17 protein-coding genes and 2 pseudogenes are annotated in these 15,691 nt (G+C 64.2%); 10 read left to right on the top strand and 9 right to left on the bottom strand.

Going from position 1 to position 15,691, the window contains the following annotated elements:
- Window positions 1–23 precede the first annotated feature (23 nt).
- Together WI26_RS27940 and WI26_RS27935 are read right to left on the bottom strand one after the other, a co-directional pair.
- Window positions 24–449 (bottom strand): CBS domain-containing protein, encoded by a 426-nt coding sequence (locus WI26_RS27940; protein WP_069228008.1) that lies wholly within the window; start codon window positions 447–449, stop codon window positions 24–26.
- Between the two features lie 100 nt (window positions 450–549).
- Window positions 550–1,260 (bottom strand): MgtC/SapB family protein, encoded by a 711-nt coding sequence (locus WI26_RS27935; RefSeq protein WP_069228339.1) that lies wholly within the window; start codon window positions 1,258–1,260, stop codon window positions 550–552.
- A 392-nt stretch (window positions 1,261–1,652) separates the two neighbouring features.
- Between WI26_RS27935 and WI26_RS27930 the strand changes: the two genes are divergently transcribed.
- The gene (locus WI26_RS27930; RefSeq protein ID WP_059540704.1) at window positions 1,653–1,937 is read left to right on the top strand and encodes a helix-turn-helix domain-containing protein; all 285 of its coding nucleotides are present in this window, start codon (window positions 1,653–1,655) and stop codon (window positions 1,935–1,937) included.
- Window positions 1,927–3,231, top strand: coding sequence for a HipA domain-containing protein (locus tag WI26_RS27925; protein ID WP_069228007.1), 1,305 nt, complete (start codon window positions 1,927–1,929; stop codon window positions 3,229–3,231). Before WI26_RS27930 ends, WI26_RS27925 begins: the two co-directional genes overlap by 11 nt.
- 326 nt (window positions 3,232–3,557) lie before the next feature.
- Here WI26_RS27925 and WI26_RS27920 read toward each other — a convergent pair whose 3' ends face one another.
- From WI26_RS27920 to WI26_RS31905, 5 genes are all read right to left on the bottom strand, one after another.
- On the bottom strand, window positions 3,558–3,980 hold the full coding sequence (locus tag WI26_RS27920) for an amino acid-binding protein (protein ID WP_069228006.1): 423 nt from the start codon (window positions 3,978–3,980) through the stop codon (window positions 3,558–3,560).
- Between the two features lie 97 nt (window positions 3,981–4,077).
- On the bottom strand, window positions 4,078–4,557 hold the full coding sequence (locus tag WI26_RS33160) for a hypothetical protein (protein WP_230957965.1): 480 nt from the start codon (window positions 4,555–4,557) through the stop codon (window positions 4,078–4,080).
- A 136-nt stretch (window positions 4,558–4,693) separates the two neighbouring features.
- A complete protein-coding gene (locus WI26_RS31910; RefSeq protein ID WP_060324522.1) occupies window positions 4,694–4,915 on the bottom strand; it encodes a hypothetical protein in 222 nt (73 codons plus the stop codon).
- A gap of 49 nt (window positions 4,916–4,964) precedes the next feature.
- Window positions 4,965–5,186: an HPr family phosphocarrier protein gene (locus WI26_RS27910; RefSeq protein ID WP_155768839.1), complete on the bottom strand. Its 222-nt coding sequence runs from the start codon at window positions 5,184–5,186 to the stop codon at window positions 4,965–4,967.
- Between the two features lie 35 nt (window positions 5,187–5,221).
- Complete coding sequence (locus tag WI26_RS31905; RefSeq protein ID WP_081334384.1) at window positions 5,222–5,668, bottom strand: hypothetical protein; 447 nt, start codon at window positions 5,666–5,668, stop codon at window positions 5,222–5,224.
- 203 nt (window positions 5,669–5,871) lie between these two features.
- Between WI26_RS31905 and WI26_RS31900 the strand changes: the two are divergent.
- Window positions 5,872–6,221, top strand: a pseudogene (locus tag WI26_RS31900) (zinc ribbon domain-containing protein YjdM).
- Between the two features lie 92 nt (window positions 6,222–6,313).
- Window positions 6,314–7,151, top strand: a pseudogene (locus WI26_RS27900) (spermidine synthase).
- A gap of 13 nt (window positions 7,152–7,164) precedes the next feature.
- On the opposite strand, the gene WI26_RS27895 reads toward WI26_RS27900, so the two are convergent.
- The gene (locus WI26_RS27895) at window positions 7,165–7,362 is read right to left on the bottom strand and encodes a ribbon-helix-helix protein, CopG family (protein WP_069228003.1); all 198 of its coding nucleotides are present in this window, start codon (window positions 7,360–7,362) and stop codon (window positions 7,165–7,167) included.
- Window positions 7,363–7,471: 109 nt separating this feature from the next.
- Window positions 7,472–8,239, bottom strand: a complete 768-nt coding sequence (locus WI26_RS27890; protein WP_059511436.1) for a YoaK family protein — start codon at window positions 8,237–8,239, stop codon at window positions 7,472–7,474.
- Window positions 8,240–8,485: 246 nt separating this feature from the next.
- On the opposite strand from WI26_RS27890, the gene hyfB reads away from it, so the two are divergent.
- Genes hyfB through WI26_RS27860 form a run of 6 tightly spaced genes read left to right on the top strand, consistent with a single transcriptional unit; the run spans window position 8,486 to window position 15,633 of the window.
- Entirely contained in the window at window positions 8,486–10,492 is a 2,007-nt protein-coding gene (gene hyfB / locus WI26_RS27885) for a hydrogenase 4 subunit B (RefSeq protein ID WP_069228002.1), read from the top strand.
- Window positions 10,486–11,436: a respiratory chain complex I subunit 1 family protein gene (locus WI26_RS27880; RefSeq protein ID WP_069228001.1), complete on the top strand. Its 951-nt coding sequence runs from the start codon at window positions 10,486–10,488 to the stop codon at window positions 11,434–11,436. The genes hyfB and WI26_RS27880 overlap by 7 nt, the downstream gene beginning before the upstream one ends.
- Window positions 11,437–12,096 carry a formate hydrogenlyase gene (locus tag WI26_RS27875; protein WP_069228000.1) on the top strand — a complete coding sequence of 220 codons (660 nt, stop codon included), beginning with the start codon at window positions 11,437–11,439 and terminating at the stop codon, window positions 12,094–12,096.
- Entirely contained in the window at window positions 12,089–13,552 is a 1,464-nt protein-coding gene (locus WI26_RS27870; RefSeq protein WP_069227999.1) for a hydrogenase 4 subunit F, read from the top strand. Before WI26_RS27875 ends, WI26_RS27870 begins: the two co-directional genes overlap by 8 nt.
- A 3-nt stretch (window positions 13,553–13,555) precedes the next feature.
- Entirely contained in the window at window positions 13,556–15,118 is a 1,563-nt protein-coding gene (locus WI26_RS27865; protein WP_069227998.1) for an NADH-quinone oxidoreductase subunit C, read from the top strand.
- Window positions 15,118–15,633, top strand: coding sequence for an NADH-quinone oxidoreductase subunit B family protein (locus WI26_RS27860; RefSeq protein ID WP_069227997.1), 516 nt, complete (start codon window positions 15,118–15,120; stop codon window positions 15,631–15,633). Before WI26_RS27865 ends, WI26_RS27860 begins: the two co-directional genes overlap by 1 nt.
- Window positions 15,634–15,691: the final 58 nt, after the last annotated feature.

Below are 15,691 nucleotides of genomic sequence, written 5' to 3'. Positions count from 1 at the left end.
TCCTTGCGTATCGGCTCGCGCGCTCAGCGCTCCGGGTGCGACGGCGACGACACGGCTCCGAGCGTCGACGACATTCCGCCGTCGGCCGACGTCGCCAGATCGCCAAGCGCCACGATACCGACGAGCCGCTTTTCCCGGTCGACCACCGGAACGCGACGAATCTGCGAGTCTTCCATTTTCTTCTGCACCGCTGAAATATCGTCATCCTCGTAACACCAGTCGGCCGGCCCGCTGACGACGCCCTCGATCGGTTCATCGGGCCGCACGCCTTGCGACACCGCGCGCACGACGATGTCGCGATCCGTCAACATTCCGATCAATCGCGTGCCATCGCACACCGGTAGCGCACCGACGTTCAGGTCCCGCATCAGCTTCGCCGCGTCGCGCAGGCTCTGCGTCGGGCCGATCGTCGCGGCGTCGCGTGTCATTACTTCGGATACCAAGGTCATGGTTCACTCCTGTTCGAACCGCTTATTGCGGCCTGCTGCATGAGCATCGGCCGTTCCGGCCATCCACGTATGCAGCGCGAGCCTTCTCCCGATGTTGGGCTCAGTTCTCGGGTGAACAGCGCACCGATGCGAGGCCGGCCGATTCCAGGATCCGGATCAGCTGCGGCACCATCACGTCGGTGTTGGCCGGTTCGCGCCACTGCACGAACAGCTCTTCCTCGCGTACTGCATGCGCGGCCGTTTCCCGAAACCCGCGCGTGCGGCACGTGAAGCCCGCCTGGCGCAGGCCGGCCGTCAGACGATCGCGTGCCGTCGAGCCGCGTTCATATCCGACCGTGATCAGCGCGCTCCTGACGCTGCGCATACGCCGCTCCACCATCCGCAGCGGCCACACCACCAGGAGAGCGAGCACGGCACCGAGTGCGCCGAGCGACAGTTGCCCGCCCCCTAGACACAGGCCGATGACCGTCACGAACCATAGCGTCGCGGCCGTGGTCACGCCCGACACGAGGCCGTCGCGATGCAGGATGGCGCCACCGCCGATGAACCCCATTCCGGTCAGGATGCCGAGCGGCAGCCGCATCAGATCGAGCACCGAGAACGCGCCTTGCGGCTTGCCGGCCTGCAGCAGCAACGCATTGACCTGCAGCATAGACATGCACGCGGCGAGGCATACGAGAATCGTCGTGCGCAGCCCGGCCGTCTTGCCGGATTCGCTGCGATCGAAGCCGATCAGCCCGCCAGCAACCAGCGCCAGTGCGATTCTGACGAGAACGTCGTGCCATTGAAGTACGACCGGCATCGGCTCCATGCGCGCCTCCATGCAGATCCGTCACGCGTGACGCGCGTAGTGCGGCCACGAACGGCGTTTAGCCGGACGCAAGGTTCGGGCCCGGCTGTTTGCGGAATGACGGACGCGCGCGCCGCGCGGGTCGTCGGCGACGGCGTTTGCCCTCTGAATGCCGCGGCCGAGCTGGCCGTCCGAGCATGCGAGCGGCGCAACGCCAGCTCCGTTTCCGTATTCGATCGAATACGGAAACAGATCAACATCGCCCCTCGACCGCGTTTGGTTCCCGATCAGGTACGAAATGACGCCAGCGATTCTTTTTCACCATTTTCGTTCCCGTACGGAAACGGAACAATGCTTTAACCGACGAGTTATGCAATACTGTTCCCGATCAGATACGAAGCACGGAGAACGTCATGTCGGAGCATCAGTCCGTCGACACGATCGGCGCGCTCGCCCACCTCATCCGCGCGGCGCGGCTCCAGCAGGGCTTCACGCGCGATGAACTGGCGAACGCGACCGGGCTGTCGCCGAAATTCATCAGCCAGGTGGAAGCCGGGAAGCCGACCGCGCAAATCGGCAAGGTCATGCTGCTGCTCGGCGAACTCGGCGTGCGCCTGTACGCCGAGTCGTCGGTCGAGATTTCGGAAGCCACCGCGCTGAAGGCCGCGCAACGCCGCAGGAGCAGCCATGGCGGCTAGAACGCTGATCGCCTTTGCCAATGGCGAGCGCATGGGCACGCTGACCGACGACAAGGGCATCTGGTCGTTCGCATACGACCCGCAATGGCTCGCGTCCCCGACCGCCTATCCGCTGTCGCCGGCGTTCGCGCTGCGCGCCGGCACCTTCACGGACACGTCGACCGATCGCCCGGTCCAGTGGTTCTTCGACAATCTGCTGCCGGAGGAAGGCATGCGCACGTCGCTCGCGCGCGAGGCGAAGATCGATGCCGCCGACGCCTGGGGCTTGCTCGCATACTTCGGGCGCGAATCGGCCGGCGCGCTGACGCTGCTGGCCGACGGCGAACAGGAAGCACCCGGCAGCCTGCAGCCGCTGCCGCTCGACGAGCTCGACCGCCGGATCCAGGCGATGCCCGAGCGCGCGCTGACGGCCACCGCACCCAAGCGCATGTCGGCGGCCGGCGCGCAGCAGAAGCTGCTGGTGGTGCTGCGGGGCGACGCGCCCGACTACGCGCTGTACGAGCCGGTCGGCAGCGAGCCGTCGATGCACCTGCTCAAGCCGGACATGCGCGCGGCCGGCTACCCGCACTCGGCGATCAACGAATTCTTCTGCATGAAGCTCGCCAAGAGGATGGGGCTCGACGTGCCCGACGTGCACTTCCTGCGCGCGCCGTCGGCGTGCTACGTGATCGACCGGTTCGACCGCGACGTCGCGTCGGCGCCGGCCGCGCGCGTGCATACGATCGATGCGATGCAGCTGCTCAACTACGACCGCGGCTTCAAGTACCAGCGCGCGAATGCGCAGGAGCTTGCCCGCGCGATCGACCGCACGAGCACGCGCGCACTGGCCCGCCTGTCGGTGTTCCGCTGGACCGTCTTCAACGTGGTGGTCGGCAATGCCGACGCGCACCTGAAGAACCTGTCGTTCTTCGTCGACGCGCGCGGTTACCGGCTCGCACCGTTCTACGACATCGTCAGCACGGTCGTGTATCACACGCCGACGCACCGGCCCGACCATCGCGGCGATCATTGGCCGCACTGCGAACTGACGATGCCGCTAGGCACCGCGACGCGGTTTGTCGATATCGATGTGGATGCACTGATCGCATTCGGACAGGCAATCGGGCTCAGGGACAAGGCAGCGGCCAGCGAGCTGCAGCGCTTTCTCGAACCGCTCGATCGCCACGTCGCGCAGACCCTCGATGACGTGCGGGCAATCGCGCGCCCGGACGCCGGCGAGACGCGGCTGCTGAATTCGATCGCGGCGATGCCGATCGCGGAAATGGGGCGGGCGCTTCGGCGAACGCGCGATTGAGCAGGGGATGCGCGGGCGGCGGCGTCCGCCCTGCATCCGGCTCCGATCTCGTTCGGGACTTCGACGCCCGTGCGCCATGCACGTCGATACCGCAGCGCCGCCCCTTCCGGCCGACCGTGCGGGGCGGCGATTTCAACAGCGAATTTCATTCGCATCGACATTGTCGGGATAAGTATTCTTATCACAATGCCTCGCTTTTTCCCTAAAACTCGACGGTGAACGATTGCCGTCGAGCGATTCAGTCCGCCTGCCCTGCACGCCATCCTTGCCGTACATGGCACGACGAAGCGCGAAGGCACGCAAGGACATGGGAAGACAACCGCCAGTCAAGCCCTCTGCAAAATGTCCATCGCCCGCTCGGCTTCGGCGAGCGAGTCGAGCGCGAGATAAGCGATGAACTGCGAGCCGAGCACGGCAGCGGATACGCCGCGGAGATTGATTCCGGCATCCGACAATTTCTGGGTCAGCCCTGCGATGATTCCCGCTTGGTCCAGTCCCATCACGCGGATGGAATGCAAGCCGGAGGTGGCATTGAATCCCGCCTGCGTGGCAGCACGGATCTCCTTGTCTCCCTGCAGCGGCGCGACAAACACGACCCCTTTGCCGGGCGCTTCCGGTGTGCGCCGGGCGACAACGAATTGCAGGTCCGCGCCAGCATCCCGCAACGCGCTCAACGCGTGCGCGAGGCCGCCGGGCTTGTCCTCAATGGTGGCCGCCCAGACGTCAACGCGTTCGACAGACAGTTCCATGGTCCCTCCAGAAAATCCGGACCTCGATGAAAACAATCTATGTCGCGCATGACCAGCGAGCAAGTTCGCTTACACGCGGGGCGGCATGCAAGTTTGCCTAGGAATCCGATGATTTCTGCGACTGAGGGCACAACCCGAGCATGACCGCCTGCCGATGCCGCCATTGAAGCAACTCGTCGCGGAACTCATCGGATGATTGCCCGGACGTTACCTGCAAGGCTCCGGATTGAAAGGTTCTCGCGGCGCGCCAGAACGGCCGGACATCCGGTTTATCGTCAATGGCGGTAATAGGCAATTGGTACGTTCGATGCAAATACGACAGGAAGGCAAGACCATAGCCGCGGCGTCTCATTGACGCGAGAACTTCCAGTCGATGGACGTATACGCGATCGGTTCGGGGCGCCAGACTGTATGTCGCCGCGCCGACGGTACCGCCGGACGCTTCCAGGATCGCGACTTCCCAGCCTGCATGCGGGGCGCCGTCGATGCCCAGATCGATCGGCCTGGATTGAAAACGAACCACGGGAAGCCGGCGAAATTTGCGCCAGGCAAAAAGGGGCCGCAGGAAGGAAAACACGTTCAACCTTTTGTCATGTCCGCAGCGATACGTTTCTTCATCTTCGCGCGCGACAGCAATCCGCAGCCGCGCATTTCCGCGTTGGCGCTTTCCATATCCGACGCAACCGCCCGCAACATGAACGACTCCGCCTGGATTATTTTCGGTTCTTCAGGAACGTCTGTCCGGCCGCTGTAATCGAAACGCTCCCACGGCCGCCCGCCGGATAGCGCACGAATCCCGCGCCGATGAGCTCGCGGGTAACGGACCAGCCGAGCGCAGGCGTATCACGACCATAACGAATATCGGCAAGGCGCTCGAGCGCCCAGATCGCGGATGCCGAGACAGTCGGAACCGTCGAAGTTTGGTTATCGCTCATGGCGCCTCCAAAGATTTGATCATGGTCAAGGACGCTGCATTTCCCGGGCTCAAATGGCAAGACACGCACTCAGCCTTGGCCAGCCGCAACCGGCGCCGACCTCGATGCGTACGGAGGACGTGCCGTCCTTTGCATTCCCGCGACGCTCGTTCGCGATCAACAGGATGTCGCTGCCAAAACGGCGCGCCGTGCCCACGAATACATCGCGGACGGCGTTCGCGCCGTCCCGGCTCCAGGCTGGGCCTATTTCGAAATAGACGACGGTTGCCATGTTCGTCGCATGTGCCATGAGATAGATCCCAGTATTCAGCGGGACTGGGCGACCTGGCAGGTCATCAGAAACGCCTGGAACTCGATTTCCCATGCTGCGTTGCGCACGTCGATTTCAAAACCGGCGAGACGCTTCATCTCGCTGCTCAGATACACGGCATTAAGCAATCGAGGAGGCACGCCCTGCGCGAAACAGCAACCATCTGCATCGAGAAGCAAACGCGGGTGGTGCCGGAACCGCGCGCTGGCCACCGAGATCGGATCCATCACATGCCGAGCGGATTCCCTCGGATAAACGAAGGCCAGATGGATACCGGCTGCCGCAAGCCGATCAGCCGCGTCATGGAAGCGATGGACCATCTGGAAGCCGCGCTCGCCACCACGTCCGACGCCCACAACGATAAGCCCTCGGCTTCCGGCGACCTCCGGCAGGAATACGGGCCGCCGATCGGGCAGCAGTAGCACTCCATCCAGATCGAACATGTCGACTACCTCAGCGAATCCGCCCGCAACTCCAGCGATCGGCGGCAAGCTGCGATTATAAGACAGCAATAAGCAAATGTGTATGGCATTATAATTTGATGCGCATCAAAACATTGAGTTGGGCGCGCTCCGGGGGCCGACGGAACGATGGCACCCTCGGTGATGAAAGCGCCCGCCCCACCCGACCGCCCCGCATCTGCCAGATGGAAGTCGCACCGAACCGTGCCCCGGCTTGCCCGCCGCGCGCAATGGAGAACACAGACCCGGACGGCGCGCTTATCGTGTGCGCAGACCGCGGTCGGAGATGGGCGGCCGGCGCCGAATCCGCTGACGAATCGGTCGAGCTCATGGTCAACGACATGAACGGCAACGTGCTGTCGAACGGCGATTCCGTCGTACAGATCGAGGATTTGGTCGCGAAGGGTTCGTCGACCACGCTGAAGATGGGCGCCAAGATCAGGGGCCCCGTCTCGTCGGCGGCGATCACGAGGTCGATCGCAAGACCGACATGGGCGGCTTCGTGCTCGAGGCGCGATTCCTCCAGAAAACGTGACGTCGCGCACTCACCCACGGCGCACCCGCTTGTCGTTGCAGTTCGCTGCACGCGCCCCCACCAACAAACTTGCCTACCCGGATCGATCAAGCATGGAGCATGACCGAACATCCTACGACGCGTTCGTCGAATTTCTGTCGACCCCGCTGCATGACGGGCGACCGTACGTTTTGGCGACGCATCACGCAATCTCGCTGCACTTCGATCACCAGGCCACCCAAAGCTTCATGTCGCTGCGCACACCCGACAAACTGGCGCTCGGCTATACGCGAACCATGATGGGGTGTCTGCTGCTGCACCCGGCCGCCGAACACATGTGCATGATCGGGCTCGGGGGCGGCTCGCTGGCAAAGTACTGTTATCGGCATCTGCCCGGCGTAACCATCGACGCGGTCGAAATCAATCCGGAAGTGATCGCATTGCGCGATACGTTCCGGATTCCCGCGGACGACACTCGATTCAAGGTGATCTGTGCAGATGGCGCGGAGTACGTGACACGCGAAGCTGTCCACACCGACGTGATCCTGCTGGATGCCTTCGTCGCGGAAGGCATGCTGAGCCGGTGCGCGGATATCGCGTTCTTTACCGCCTGTCGCGAGCGATTGAGCGGTTCCGGAGTGCTCGCGATCAATCTGGCTGACGACGACCCGTCGCTACCCGCATACATCGAGCGACTGGGCTGCGTGTTCGGCCCTTCGTATGCGATTGTCCGCTGCGACGACGACAGCAATTTCGTTGCTTTCGCCTGGAAAAGGGCCGCTTCGTTTGCCATCGAGGCGAGTTCTGTTCGAACGTGCGCTCTCGTTCGCGTTTGCCGGCGAACTCAAGCTGTCGTCAACCGCTCGGCGCATGAAGGAGGGAGAGCGCCTCGATCCGAGGCGGTTGGTCTGGCATGCGCAGGGGCATGCACACTGGGAAATCGACGTCTAGACGGCTTGCGAATTCAGCCCGCGCTTCGCTTCACCCGCTTGCCCAGCGCGCTTTTCGTCCTGTAGCTCACGCCATGTTGCTCGAGATATTCGCGAATCAACTGCCGCACGACTTGCGACGGCGTCAGGTCCTGCTCCGCGCAGAGCATGTCGAACGCTTCTTTCTTGGCGGGATCGATCAGGATGGTCAAGCGTGCGGTTTTCGTTTCCATTGCAGGACAGAATCGGCAAATATGCTAATCCAATTATAATGCACCGGCCCTTGCCCACGGCACCGGAACACATTCGGTACGCGCGCGTTGACCCGGCTCGACAACCGGCTCACGACCTGCGGTCAAGCCGATAGAGATATTCAAGCACGTCGTCGACAACGGGCACGATCGCCAGCGTGACGAGCGCCGCAGCAAGCGGCACGGTCGACACGTAGCCGACATGCTTGAAGCCGATTGCGCCGGCCAGCCCCCCGACGAAGAACGACGCCAGCATCGTTCCGTGAATCCTGAGTTTCGCGCGGTTCGCGATCACTGCATGCGCGTGCACGTCTGCATTTGAACGATTCCAGTAAAAGAGCTTGCCGAGCTCGATGCCGAGGTCCGTCACGATGCCCGTCATGTGCGTCGTGCGGATTTCCGCCCCCGACAGCTTTGTGATCATCGCGTTTTGCAGCCCCATGATGAAGCACAGCAAGATGACCGTGACCGGCATGAAGAACGCTTCCCACAGCGCGAGATGGCTGCCGAGCAGCCCGAACAGGAGCAGCAGCGCGGCTTCGACCAGCAACGGCAGCACATACTGACTCTGCAGGCCGCGACGCCGCCCCCAGTTGACGAGCACGGCCGAGCAGCCGGCGCCCACCAGAAACGACGCGAGCGAACCAACACCGGCCAGCACGAGCCGGATATCGCCAAGCGCCGTTTGATCCGCAATCGCCGACACGATCCCGCTCATGTGGGACGTGTATTGCTTGACCGCGAGGAAACCGCCGGCATTGGTTGCGCCGGCCACAAAGGCGAGCGAAAACCCGAGCTGGCGGTTCGCGGCCGCGCTACGGTGTTTTCCCGTCAGGCCTCGGAAGTACTGCGCTGGCATAGGATCTTCCCTCATTCGCCCGGATCGGGGACAACGACGCCCTGGGCGGAACCCCGAGCGCCGCGACAAACCGCCACGGGCACCCGTTCCATCCGAGGATTCATGAGACTTTGATGATAACGGCATTATCATACCTTGTTATCCCGATTGGTTTTTCGGTGTCATAATGCGGGGCAGGAATACGTCGCGGGAGATGCGACCATTCCAACCACCTCGTCCAACCCGAGCGTACTGGAGACATTCCGGATGGCACCCGTGCCGGTCGTCCACTTCGTCCTGCTGGCCGTGGCCGCGTGGCTCGCGGTCGGCATGCTGGGGCTCGGGGCGCTGCGTCGCACGCGACTGGTGGCCCACGGCCTCTTTCCGCTCGGCGCGTTGGTCGGACTGCTCACCGGCGCGGCGGGCCTCGCCGGCATCTTTGCCGATCCGTCCGCGGCGGTGCTGCCGATCGGGCTTCCCGGCCTGCCCTTTCATCTGCGCCTCGATCGCTTGTCCGGTTATTTCCTGTTCGTGCTCGGCATCGTCAGCACGGGGATCGGCGCCTTTTCAGCCGGCTATTTCCGCAAGGGTGAAGGATCCGCGCCCGGGCTGATCTGCTTCGAATACCACGCCTGCGTCGCAAGCATCGCACTGGTGCTGATCGCTGACGACGCATACGTGTTCATGGTCGCCTGGGAGACGCTGACGCTGTCCGCGACATTTCTCGTCATGACCAACCACCGGATCGGAGAGATCCGCCGGGCGGGGTATCTGTATTTCCTGATCTCGCACGTGGGCGCGCTGGCGCTGCTCCTCTGCTTCGGCATTCTGCAGGCGCGCACCGGCGACTACACCTTCACCAACCTGCGGGCGCAGTCGCTGGATACCTTCTCCGCGTCGTTCGCCTTCCTGTTCGCGCTCGTCGGATTCGGCGCGAAAGCCGGCATCTTCCCGCTGCATGTGTGGCTGCCGGAGGCCCATCCCGCGGCACCGTCGCCGGTCTCGGCGCTCCTCAGCGGATTCGTGCTGAAAGTCGGCCTGTATGGCCTGCTGCGCACCCTGTTCGACCTGTTGCACGTGCAGATCGCGTGGTGGGGCGTGCTACTGCTCGTGCTCGGCATCAGCACCGCGCTGCTGGGCGTGGTGTTCAGCACCATCCAGGTCGACATGAAGCGCCTGCTCGCCTATTCGTCGATCGACAACGTCGGCCTGATGATCGTCGCGCTGGGTCTCGCCGTGCTGTTTCGCGCATACGGGATGACGAGCCTGTCCGCGCTCGCACTGACCGCGATGCTCTACCAGATCGTCGCGCATGCGGCATTCAAGGGCCTGCTGTTCCTGGGCACCGGCGCCGTGCTCCACGCCACCGGCGAGCGCAACCTCGGCAAGCTCGGCGGACTGATTCGCTTCATGCCCTGGACCGCATGGGCGGTGCTTGTGGGTGTCGCGGCGAGCGCGGGCTTGCCGCCGCTCAGCGGTTTCGCGGCCGAATGGCTGTTGCTGCAGAGTTTCCTGTTCGCGCCACGCTTGCCGGATTCGGTGCTCGCGATGACGGTGCCGATCGCCGCCGCGCTGATTGCCATGTCTGCCGCGCTGGCCGGTTACACGATGGTCAAGTTCTTCGGCATCGTGTTCCTCGGGCAACCGAGAGAAGCGAAGCTGAACCGCGCACGCGATGCGAACACGTGGGAACGGCTCGCGTTCTGTTGGTTCGCGACCGCCAGCGTGCTGCTCGGGCTCATGCCGGCGCAGTTCGTCAAGCTGCTGGATCGCGTCACGCACACGCTGGTCGGCGCCGGCGTCGGCGCGGAAAATCACGGCTGGCTGCTGTTCGCGCCCGTGTCTGCCGCGCGCGCGAGCTACATGCCGGCGGCTTTCATGCTGTTCTTCATCGCATGCTGCGGCCTCGCGTGGGTGCTCGTGCGGCGTTTTTATCACGGCCGGCTGCGACGCGCGGCGCCGTGGGGCTGCGGCTTCCCGTTCACGACCGCGCGAATGCAGGATACGGCGGAAGGATTCGGGCAGCCGATCCGCGAAATCTTTGCACCGCTGCTGCACATCGAGCGGCAATTGCCGTCGCCGTTCGACGCACAGCCGGCATACCGGGTGTCGGTGTCCGATCGCACCTGGTCAACACTCTACTTGCGCATCGCTGCACTGACGCAACGTACAGCCGACTGGGCGGGCCGCCTGCAGACAGGCAAGATCGCGGTTTACCTGACATACAGTTTCGCCGTGCTGATCCTGCTTCTGATGCTGGTGAGACGATGGTAACCCTGTCCGGCGTCATCTCGCAGACTCTCGAAATCGTGATAGCGATCGCGGCCGCGCCATTGCTCACGGGCTGGGTCAACCAATGCCGCGCCTGGCTTCAGAACCGGCGTGCGCCGTCCATCTGGCAACCGTACCGGATGCTTCACAAGCTGTTCAACAAGGAGTCGGTCATCGCGCATGGCGCGAGCCCTGTGTTCCGCGGCGCGCCCTATGTCGTCTGGGCCGCCATGACGCTCGCGTGCGCGATCGTGCCCACCCTGTCGACCGAGTTGCCGCTGTCGCCCGCCGCCGATGCAATCGCGCTCGTCGGCCTGTTTGCGCTCGCCCGCGTCGCGCTGTCGCTCGCGGCGATGGACGTCGGCACGGCGTTCGGCACGCTCGGCGCCCGCCGCGAAATGCTGATCGGCTTCCTCGCGGAGCCGGCACTGCTGATGGTGCTCCTGTCGGCCTCGCTGATTACGCAGTCGACGCTGCTGACAAGCATCGTCGCGACACTCGGCCGCGGCGAGTTCACGATCTATCCGAGCCTGGCGTTTGCCGGCATCGCGTTCACGCTGGTCGCACTGGCCGAAAATGCGCGGCTGCCGGTCGACAATCCCACCACTCATCTCGAGCTCACGATGATCCACGAGGCGCTGATCCTCGAATATTCGGGACGGCACCTTGCCTTGATGGAGTGGGCCGCAAGCCTCAAGCTGTTCGCGTATTCGTGCATCGGTCTCGCGTTGTTCGTGCCGTGGGGCATCGCGAATGCGGGCGATCCGGTTGCGCTGCTGCTGGCCGTGCCGGTGCTCTTCGTCAAACTGACGGCAGGCGGCGTCGCGCTCGCCGTAGTCGAAACGGCCAATGCGAAGATGCGCATCTTCAGGGTTCCTGAATTCCTGGCGACGGCTTTCCTGCTCGCCGTGATCGGCATGCTCGTCCATCTGCTGCTGGGAGCATGAATGCACGCCTACGCGACACAACTGATCAATTTCCTCGCGGCCGTGCTGCTGATGCTGTCGTTCGCGATGCTGAGCCAGCGCAGGATCCTGTCCCTGATCCATCTCTATACGCTGCAGGGTATTGCGCTCGTGTCGGCGAACCTGATCCTGGGCTTCGTCACGGACGACGTGCACCTGTACGTGTCTGCCGGGCTGACGCTTGTGCTGAAGGTCGGCGTGATCCCGTGGTTCCTGTATCGGCTCGTTCGCAAGCTCGACGTCAAGACCGACGTCGAGCCGCTCATCAATATTCCGACCACGCTGCTGATCGGCATCGTCCTCGTGATCGTCGCGTTCAACGTCGCCGCGCCGATCAGCCAGCTCGCGACATCGGTCGCACGCGGCACGCTCGGCATTGCGCTCGCGTGCGTGCTCCTGTCGTTCATGGCGATGATCACGCGCGCAAAGGCCATTCCGCAGGTGATCGGCTTTCTGTCGATGGAAAACGGGTTGTTCTTCGCGGCGGCGGCCGCGACCAACGGCATGCCGATGATCGTCGAGCTCGGCATCGGGCTCGACGTGCTGATCGGCATCCTGATCCTGGGCGTGTTCATGTTCCAGATTCGCGAGCAGTTCGACAGCCTGGATATCCATCACCTCGAGAAACTCAAAGATGAATGACGCCCACGTCGTGCTCGCCGTGCTCGGCCTGCCGCTCGCGGGAGCGGCGTGCCTTGCCTGCGTGCGGCCGAGCCGGGTCGCGCGCCATCTGAACGTCGGTTTCAGCTTCCTGACGTTCGCGGCAACACTGGTGCTTGCCGCGCGCACCGTCGAGCACGGTCCGTCGTTCGCATTCGGACGCGCGTTTTTCGTCGATCCACTGAATGTCTATCTCGTGGCGCTCACGGCATTCGTCGGCTGGACGACATCGTTGTTTTCCCGGCCCTACATGCAGATCGAGGAAGCCCGCGGCCGGATGACGGCCGCGCGCATGCGGCTCTATCACAGCATGTATCAGCTCTTCATGTTCGCGATGCTGCTCGCGCTGCTGACCGACAACGTCGGCGTGCTGTGGGTCGCGATGGAAGCCGCGACGCTCGCCACCGTGTTGCTCGTCAGCGTTTACCGCACCGCCGCGAGCCTCGAAGCCGCCTGGAAGTACTTCATCCTGTGCGGCGTCGGGATCGCCCAGGCGCTGTTCGGCACGATCCTGCTGTATCTCGCCGCGAGCCGGCAACTGACCGACGGCGACGCGCTGCTGTGGACGAGCCTGGCCGCGATCAGAACGCACCTCGATCCGACGATCGTGTCGATCGCCTTCGTGTTTCTGCTGGTCGGCTACGGCACCAAGGTCGGCCTCGTGCCGATGCACAGCTGGCTGCCGGATGCGCACGCCGAAGGCCCGACGCCGATTTCGGCGGTGCTGTCCGGCCTGCTGCTGAACGTCGCGCTGTATGCGGTGCTGCGCTGCAAGGTGCTGGCAGACGGCGCGCTCGGCAACGGCCTGCCGGGGCGATTGCTGGTCGGGTTCGGGCTCGTGTCTGTCCTGATCGCGTCGTTCTCGCTGTTCCGGCAGAAGGACGTGAAGCGTCTGTTCTCGTACTCGTCGATCGAGCATATGGGCTTGATGACATTCGCGTTCGGGCTCGGCGGCCCGATCGCGACGTTCGCCGGGTTGCTGCACATGACGGTCCATTCCCTCGTCAAGTCGGCGATCTTCTTCGCGGTCGGCCATGCCGCGCAGAAGGCCGGCACGCAGGCGATCGACGGCATTCGCGGGCTGCTGCAGGTCAGCCCGACGGTCGGCTGGGCATTGATGCTCGGCGCGCTTGCAATTCTCGGGCTGCCACCGTTCGGCGTGTTCGCGAGCGAATTTCTGATCCTGACGACGGCGATGAACGCGCTCCCGTGGACCGCGCCGTTGCTGCTGCTCGGTCTCGCCGTCGCGTTCGCGGCGATCTTCGCGCGCGTGCAGCGGATGGTATTCGGCGAAACGACGACGGCGATGCCGCTCGAACACCGGCCGGCACTGCTGCCGGTGTTCGTGCATCTGGGGCTCGGCCTGATGCTGGGGCTGTACGTGCCGCCTTATCTGGCGATGTGGTATCGCCAGGCTGCAACGATGCTGGCAGGATAAGCGATGCGACTCGACTTGATTCAGGCGAACGGCTCGACTCGCCTCCCGCGCGAGGCAGGCCAGGTTTCGGCTACCGTGGTTGACGTCGACGAAGCGCGATGGCTCGACATCGCGCATACCGCGCGCATGGAGCGCAGCCGGCTCGTTGCGATGTGGGGCAGTGAATCGCCCGAGCGCATATTTTCAGTCAACGCGGCTTACGAATGCGACGACGGCGTCCTGTGGGCGCGTCTCGCGACGGGGGCGCAACCACGCGCCGACGGCGACTATCCCGATCTCGCGGGCGTGTTTCCCGCTGCGACGCGCATGCAGCGCGCAATTTTCGACCTCACCGGCCTGCGCGAGCGCGACGCGCGCGACATGCGCCCGTGGCTCAATCACGGCAACTGGCCCGGTGACTACTTTCCGCTGCAGAAGCGGGCAACGGGAACCGAGCGATTCGAATCGAACGAAGCGGATTATCCGTTCGTGCAGGTTGCCGGCGACGGCGTGCACGAAATCGCGGTCGGACCGATTCACGCCGGCATCATCGAGCCGGGTCATTTCCGATTTTCGGTTGTCGGCGAGAAGGTGCTGAGGCTCGAGGAGCGGCTCGGCTATGTGCATCGCGGCATCGAACGGCTGTTCGAACGGACGGCCGCGTCGAAAGGCCATCGCGTTGCGGGCCGGGTCGCCGGCGATTCGACCGTCGCGTTCTCGTGGGCCTATTGCATGGCACTCGAGCAGGCGTGCGGCACCGCGGTGCCGGCGCGTGCGCTGTACTTGCGCGCACTCCTGCTCGAGCGCGAGCGCATCGCCAATCACCTCGGCGACCTCGGCGCGCTCGGCAACGATGCCGGATTCGCGTTCGGTCTCGCGCAGTTCTCGCGGCTCAAGGAGAACTGGGTTCGGACCAACGGCGGGATCTTCGGGCATCGATACCTGATGGATCGGATCGTGCCGGGCGGACTAGCCGTCGACATTCGTTCCGACGACGCGGCAGCCCTCACCGAACAGTGCGAACACATCGCGCGCGAAGTACACGTGATGCGGAAGATCTACGAGGACCAGTCGGGGCTGCAGGACCGGTTTCTCGGCACCGGCCGATTGAATGCCGACGTCGTCGCACATTTTGGCGTGCGCGGCATGGCCGCCCGCGCCAGCGGCCAGACGTTCGACGTGCGCGCGAACCTGCGACCGGCCCCTTACGGCGACCTGGCCGTCAAGGCGGTTAGCGACCCGCGCGGCGACGTCGCCGCGCGGGTCGCCGTGAGGTTTGCCGAAATCGACGAATCGCTGCGTCTGATGGGCGTGCTGCTGGCGAATCTTCCGGAAGGGCCGATCGCCATCGGCGTCACGCCCGCGGCGGCGCCATCCAGGGGAATCGGCTGGGTGGAAGGCTGGCGCGGCGACGTATTCGTCGCGCTCGAGACGGCATCGGGCGATGCCATCGCGCGCTGCCATTGCCACGATCCGTCCTGGCAGAACTGGCCCGCGCTCGAGCACGCGATTATCGGCAACATCGTTCCCGATTTCCCGCTGATCAATAAATCGTTCAACCTGAACTACGCGGGGCACGATCTCTAATGTGGCAACTCATCCGTCAATTCGCGCGCACCGATTTTCCCGACGAGCCCGTGCCGACCGCCGAAGCGACCTGGCGACATGAGGCACTGCAGATTCGGCAGGACATTCTCGACCTCCTGGGCCGCGCGTTGTGCATCCGGCAGATCGACGCCGGTTCGTGCAACGGCTGCGAACTGGAGATTCATGCACTGAACAACCCGTACTACAACATCGAAGGGCTCGGAATCAAATTCGTCGCGAGCCCGCGCCATGCGGACCTGCTGCTCGTGACCGGCCCGGTCACGCTGAACATGAAGGCAGCCGTGCTCGCCGCGTACGAGGCGACGCCGGCGCCGAAGCTGGTTGTCGCAGCCGGCGAGTGCGCGTGCACAGGCGGTATGTTTGTCGACAGCTACGCCGTGTGCGGCCCTGTTTCGTCAGTCCTGCCCGTCGATGTAACCATTCCTGGATGTCCGCCGCCGCCGATCGATCTGCTGCGCGGCATCTTGACGGCTTGCCGATCACGCGGAGACTGAAACGGATGCCAGCGGCAATCCTTCAGTCGGCAATACCTCGTGCTGCGACCGCGACGGC

It is taken from the genome of Burkholderia diffusa (assembly GCF_001718315.1).
GTDB lineage: Bacteria > Pseudomonadota > Gammaproteobacteria > Burkholderiales > Burkholderiaceae > Burkholderia > Burkholderia diffusa_B.
The sequence above is the reverse complement of the archived record's forward strand: the minus strand, read 5'-3'. Positions and strand labels throughout refer to the sequence as shown.

Bases quoted from the DNA above. Each gene is read 5' to 3' on its own strand.
- WI26_RS27940 (WP_069228008.1), bottom strand. From the start codon at position 449: ATGACCTTGGTATCCGAAGTAATGACACGCGACGCCGCGACGATCGGC.
- WI26_RS27935 (WP_069228339.1), bottom strand. From the start codon at position 1,260: ATGGAGCCGATGCCGGTCGTACTTCAATGGCACGACGTTCTCGTCAGA.
- WI26_RS27930 (WP_059540704.1), top strand. From the start codon at position 1,653: ATGTCGGAGCATCAGTCCGTCGACACGATCGGCGCGCTCGCCCACCTC.
- WI26_RS27925 (WP_069228007.1), top strand. From the start codon at position 1,927: ATGGCGGCTAGAACGCTGATCGCCTTTGCCAATGGCGAGCGCATGGGC.
- WI26_RS27920 (WP_069228006.1), bottom strand. From the start codon at position 3,980: ATGGAACTGTCTGTCGAACGCGTTGACGTCTGGGCGGCCACCATTGAG.
- WI26_RS31910 (WP_060324522.1), bottom strand. From the start codon at position 4,915: ATGAGCGATAACCAAACTTCGACGGTTCCGACTGTCTCGGCATCCGCG.
- WI26_RS27910 (WP_155768839.1), bottom strand. From the start codon at position 5,186: ATGGCAACCGTCGTCTATTTCGAAATAGGCCCAGCCTGGAGCCGGGAC.
- WI26_RS31905 (WP_081334384.1), bottom strand. From the start codon at position 5,668: ATGTTCGATCTGGATGGAGTGCTACTGCTGCCCGATCGGCGGCCCGTA.
- WI26_RS27895 (WP_069228003.1), bottom strand. From the start codon at position 7,362: ATGGAAACGAAAACCGCACGCTTGACCATCCTGATCGATCCCGCCAAG.
- WI26_RS27890 (WP_059511436.1), bottom strand. From the start codon at position 8,239: ATGCCAGCGCAGTACTTCCGAGGCCTGACGGGAAAACACCGTAGCGCG.
- hyfB (WP_069228002.1), top strand. From the start codon at position 8,486: ATGGCACCCGTGCCGGTCGTCCACTTCGTCCTGCTGGCCGTGGCCGCG.
- WI26_RS27880 (WP_069228001.1), top strand. From the start codon at position 10,486: ATGGTAACCCTGTCCGGCGTCATCTCGCAGACTCTCGAAATCGTGATA.
- WI26_RS27875 (WP_069228000.1), top strand. From the start codon at position 11,437: ATGCACGCCTACGCGACACAACTGATCAATTTCCTCGCGGCCGTGCTG.
- WI26_RS27870 (WP_069227999.1), top strand. From the start codon at position 12,089: ATGAATGACGCCCACGTCGTGCTCGCCGTGCTCGGCCTGCCGCTCGCG.
- WI26_RS27865 (WP_069227998.1), top strand. From the start codon at position 13,556: ATGCGACTCGACTTGATTCAGGCGAACGGCTCGACTCGCCTCCCGCGC.
- WI26_RS27860 (WP_069227997.1), top strand. From the start codon at position 15,118: ATGTGGCAACTCATCCGTCAATTCGCGCGCACCGATTTTCCCGACGAG.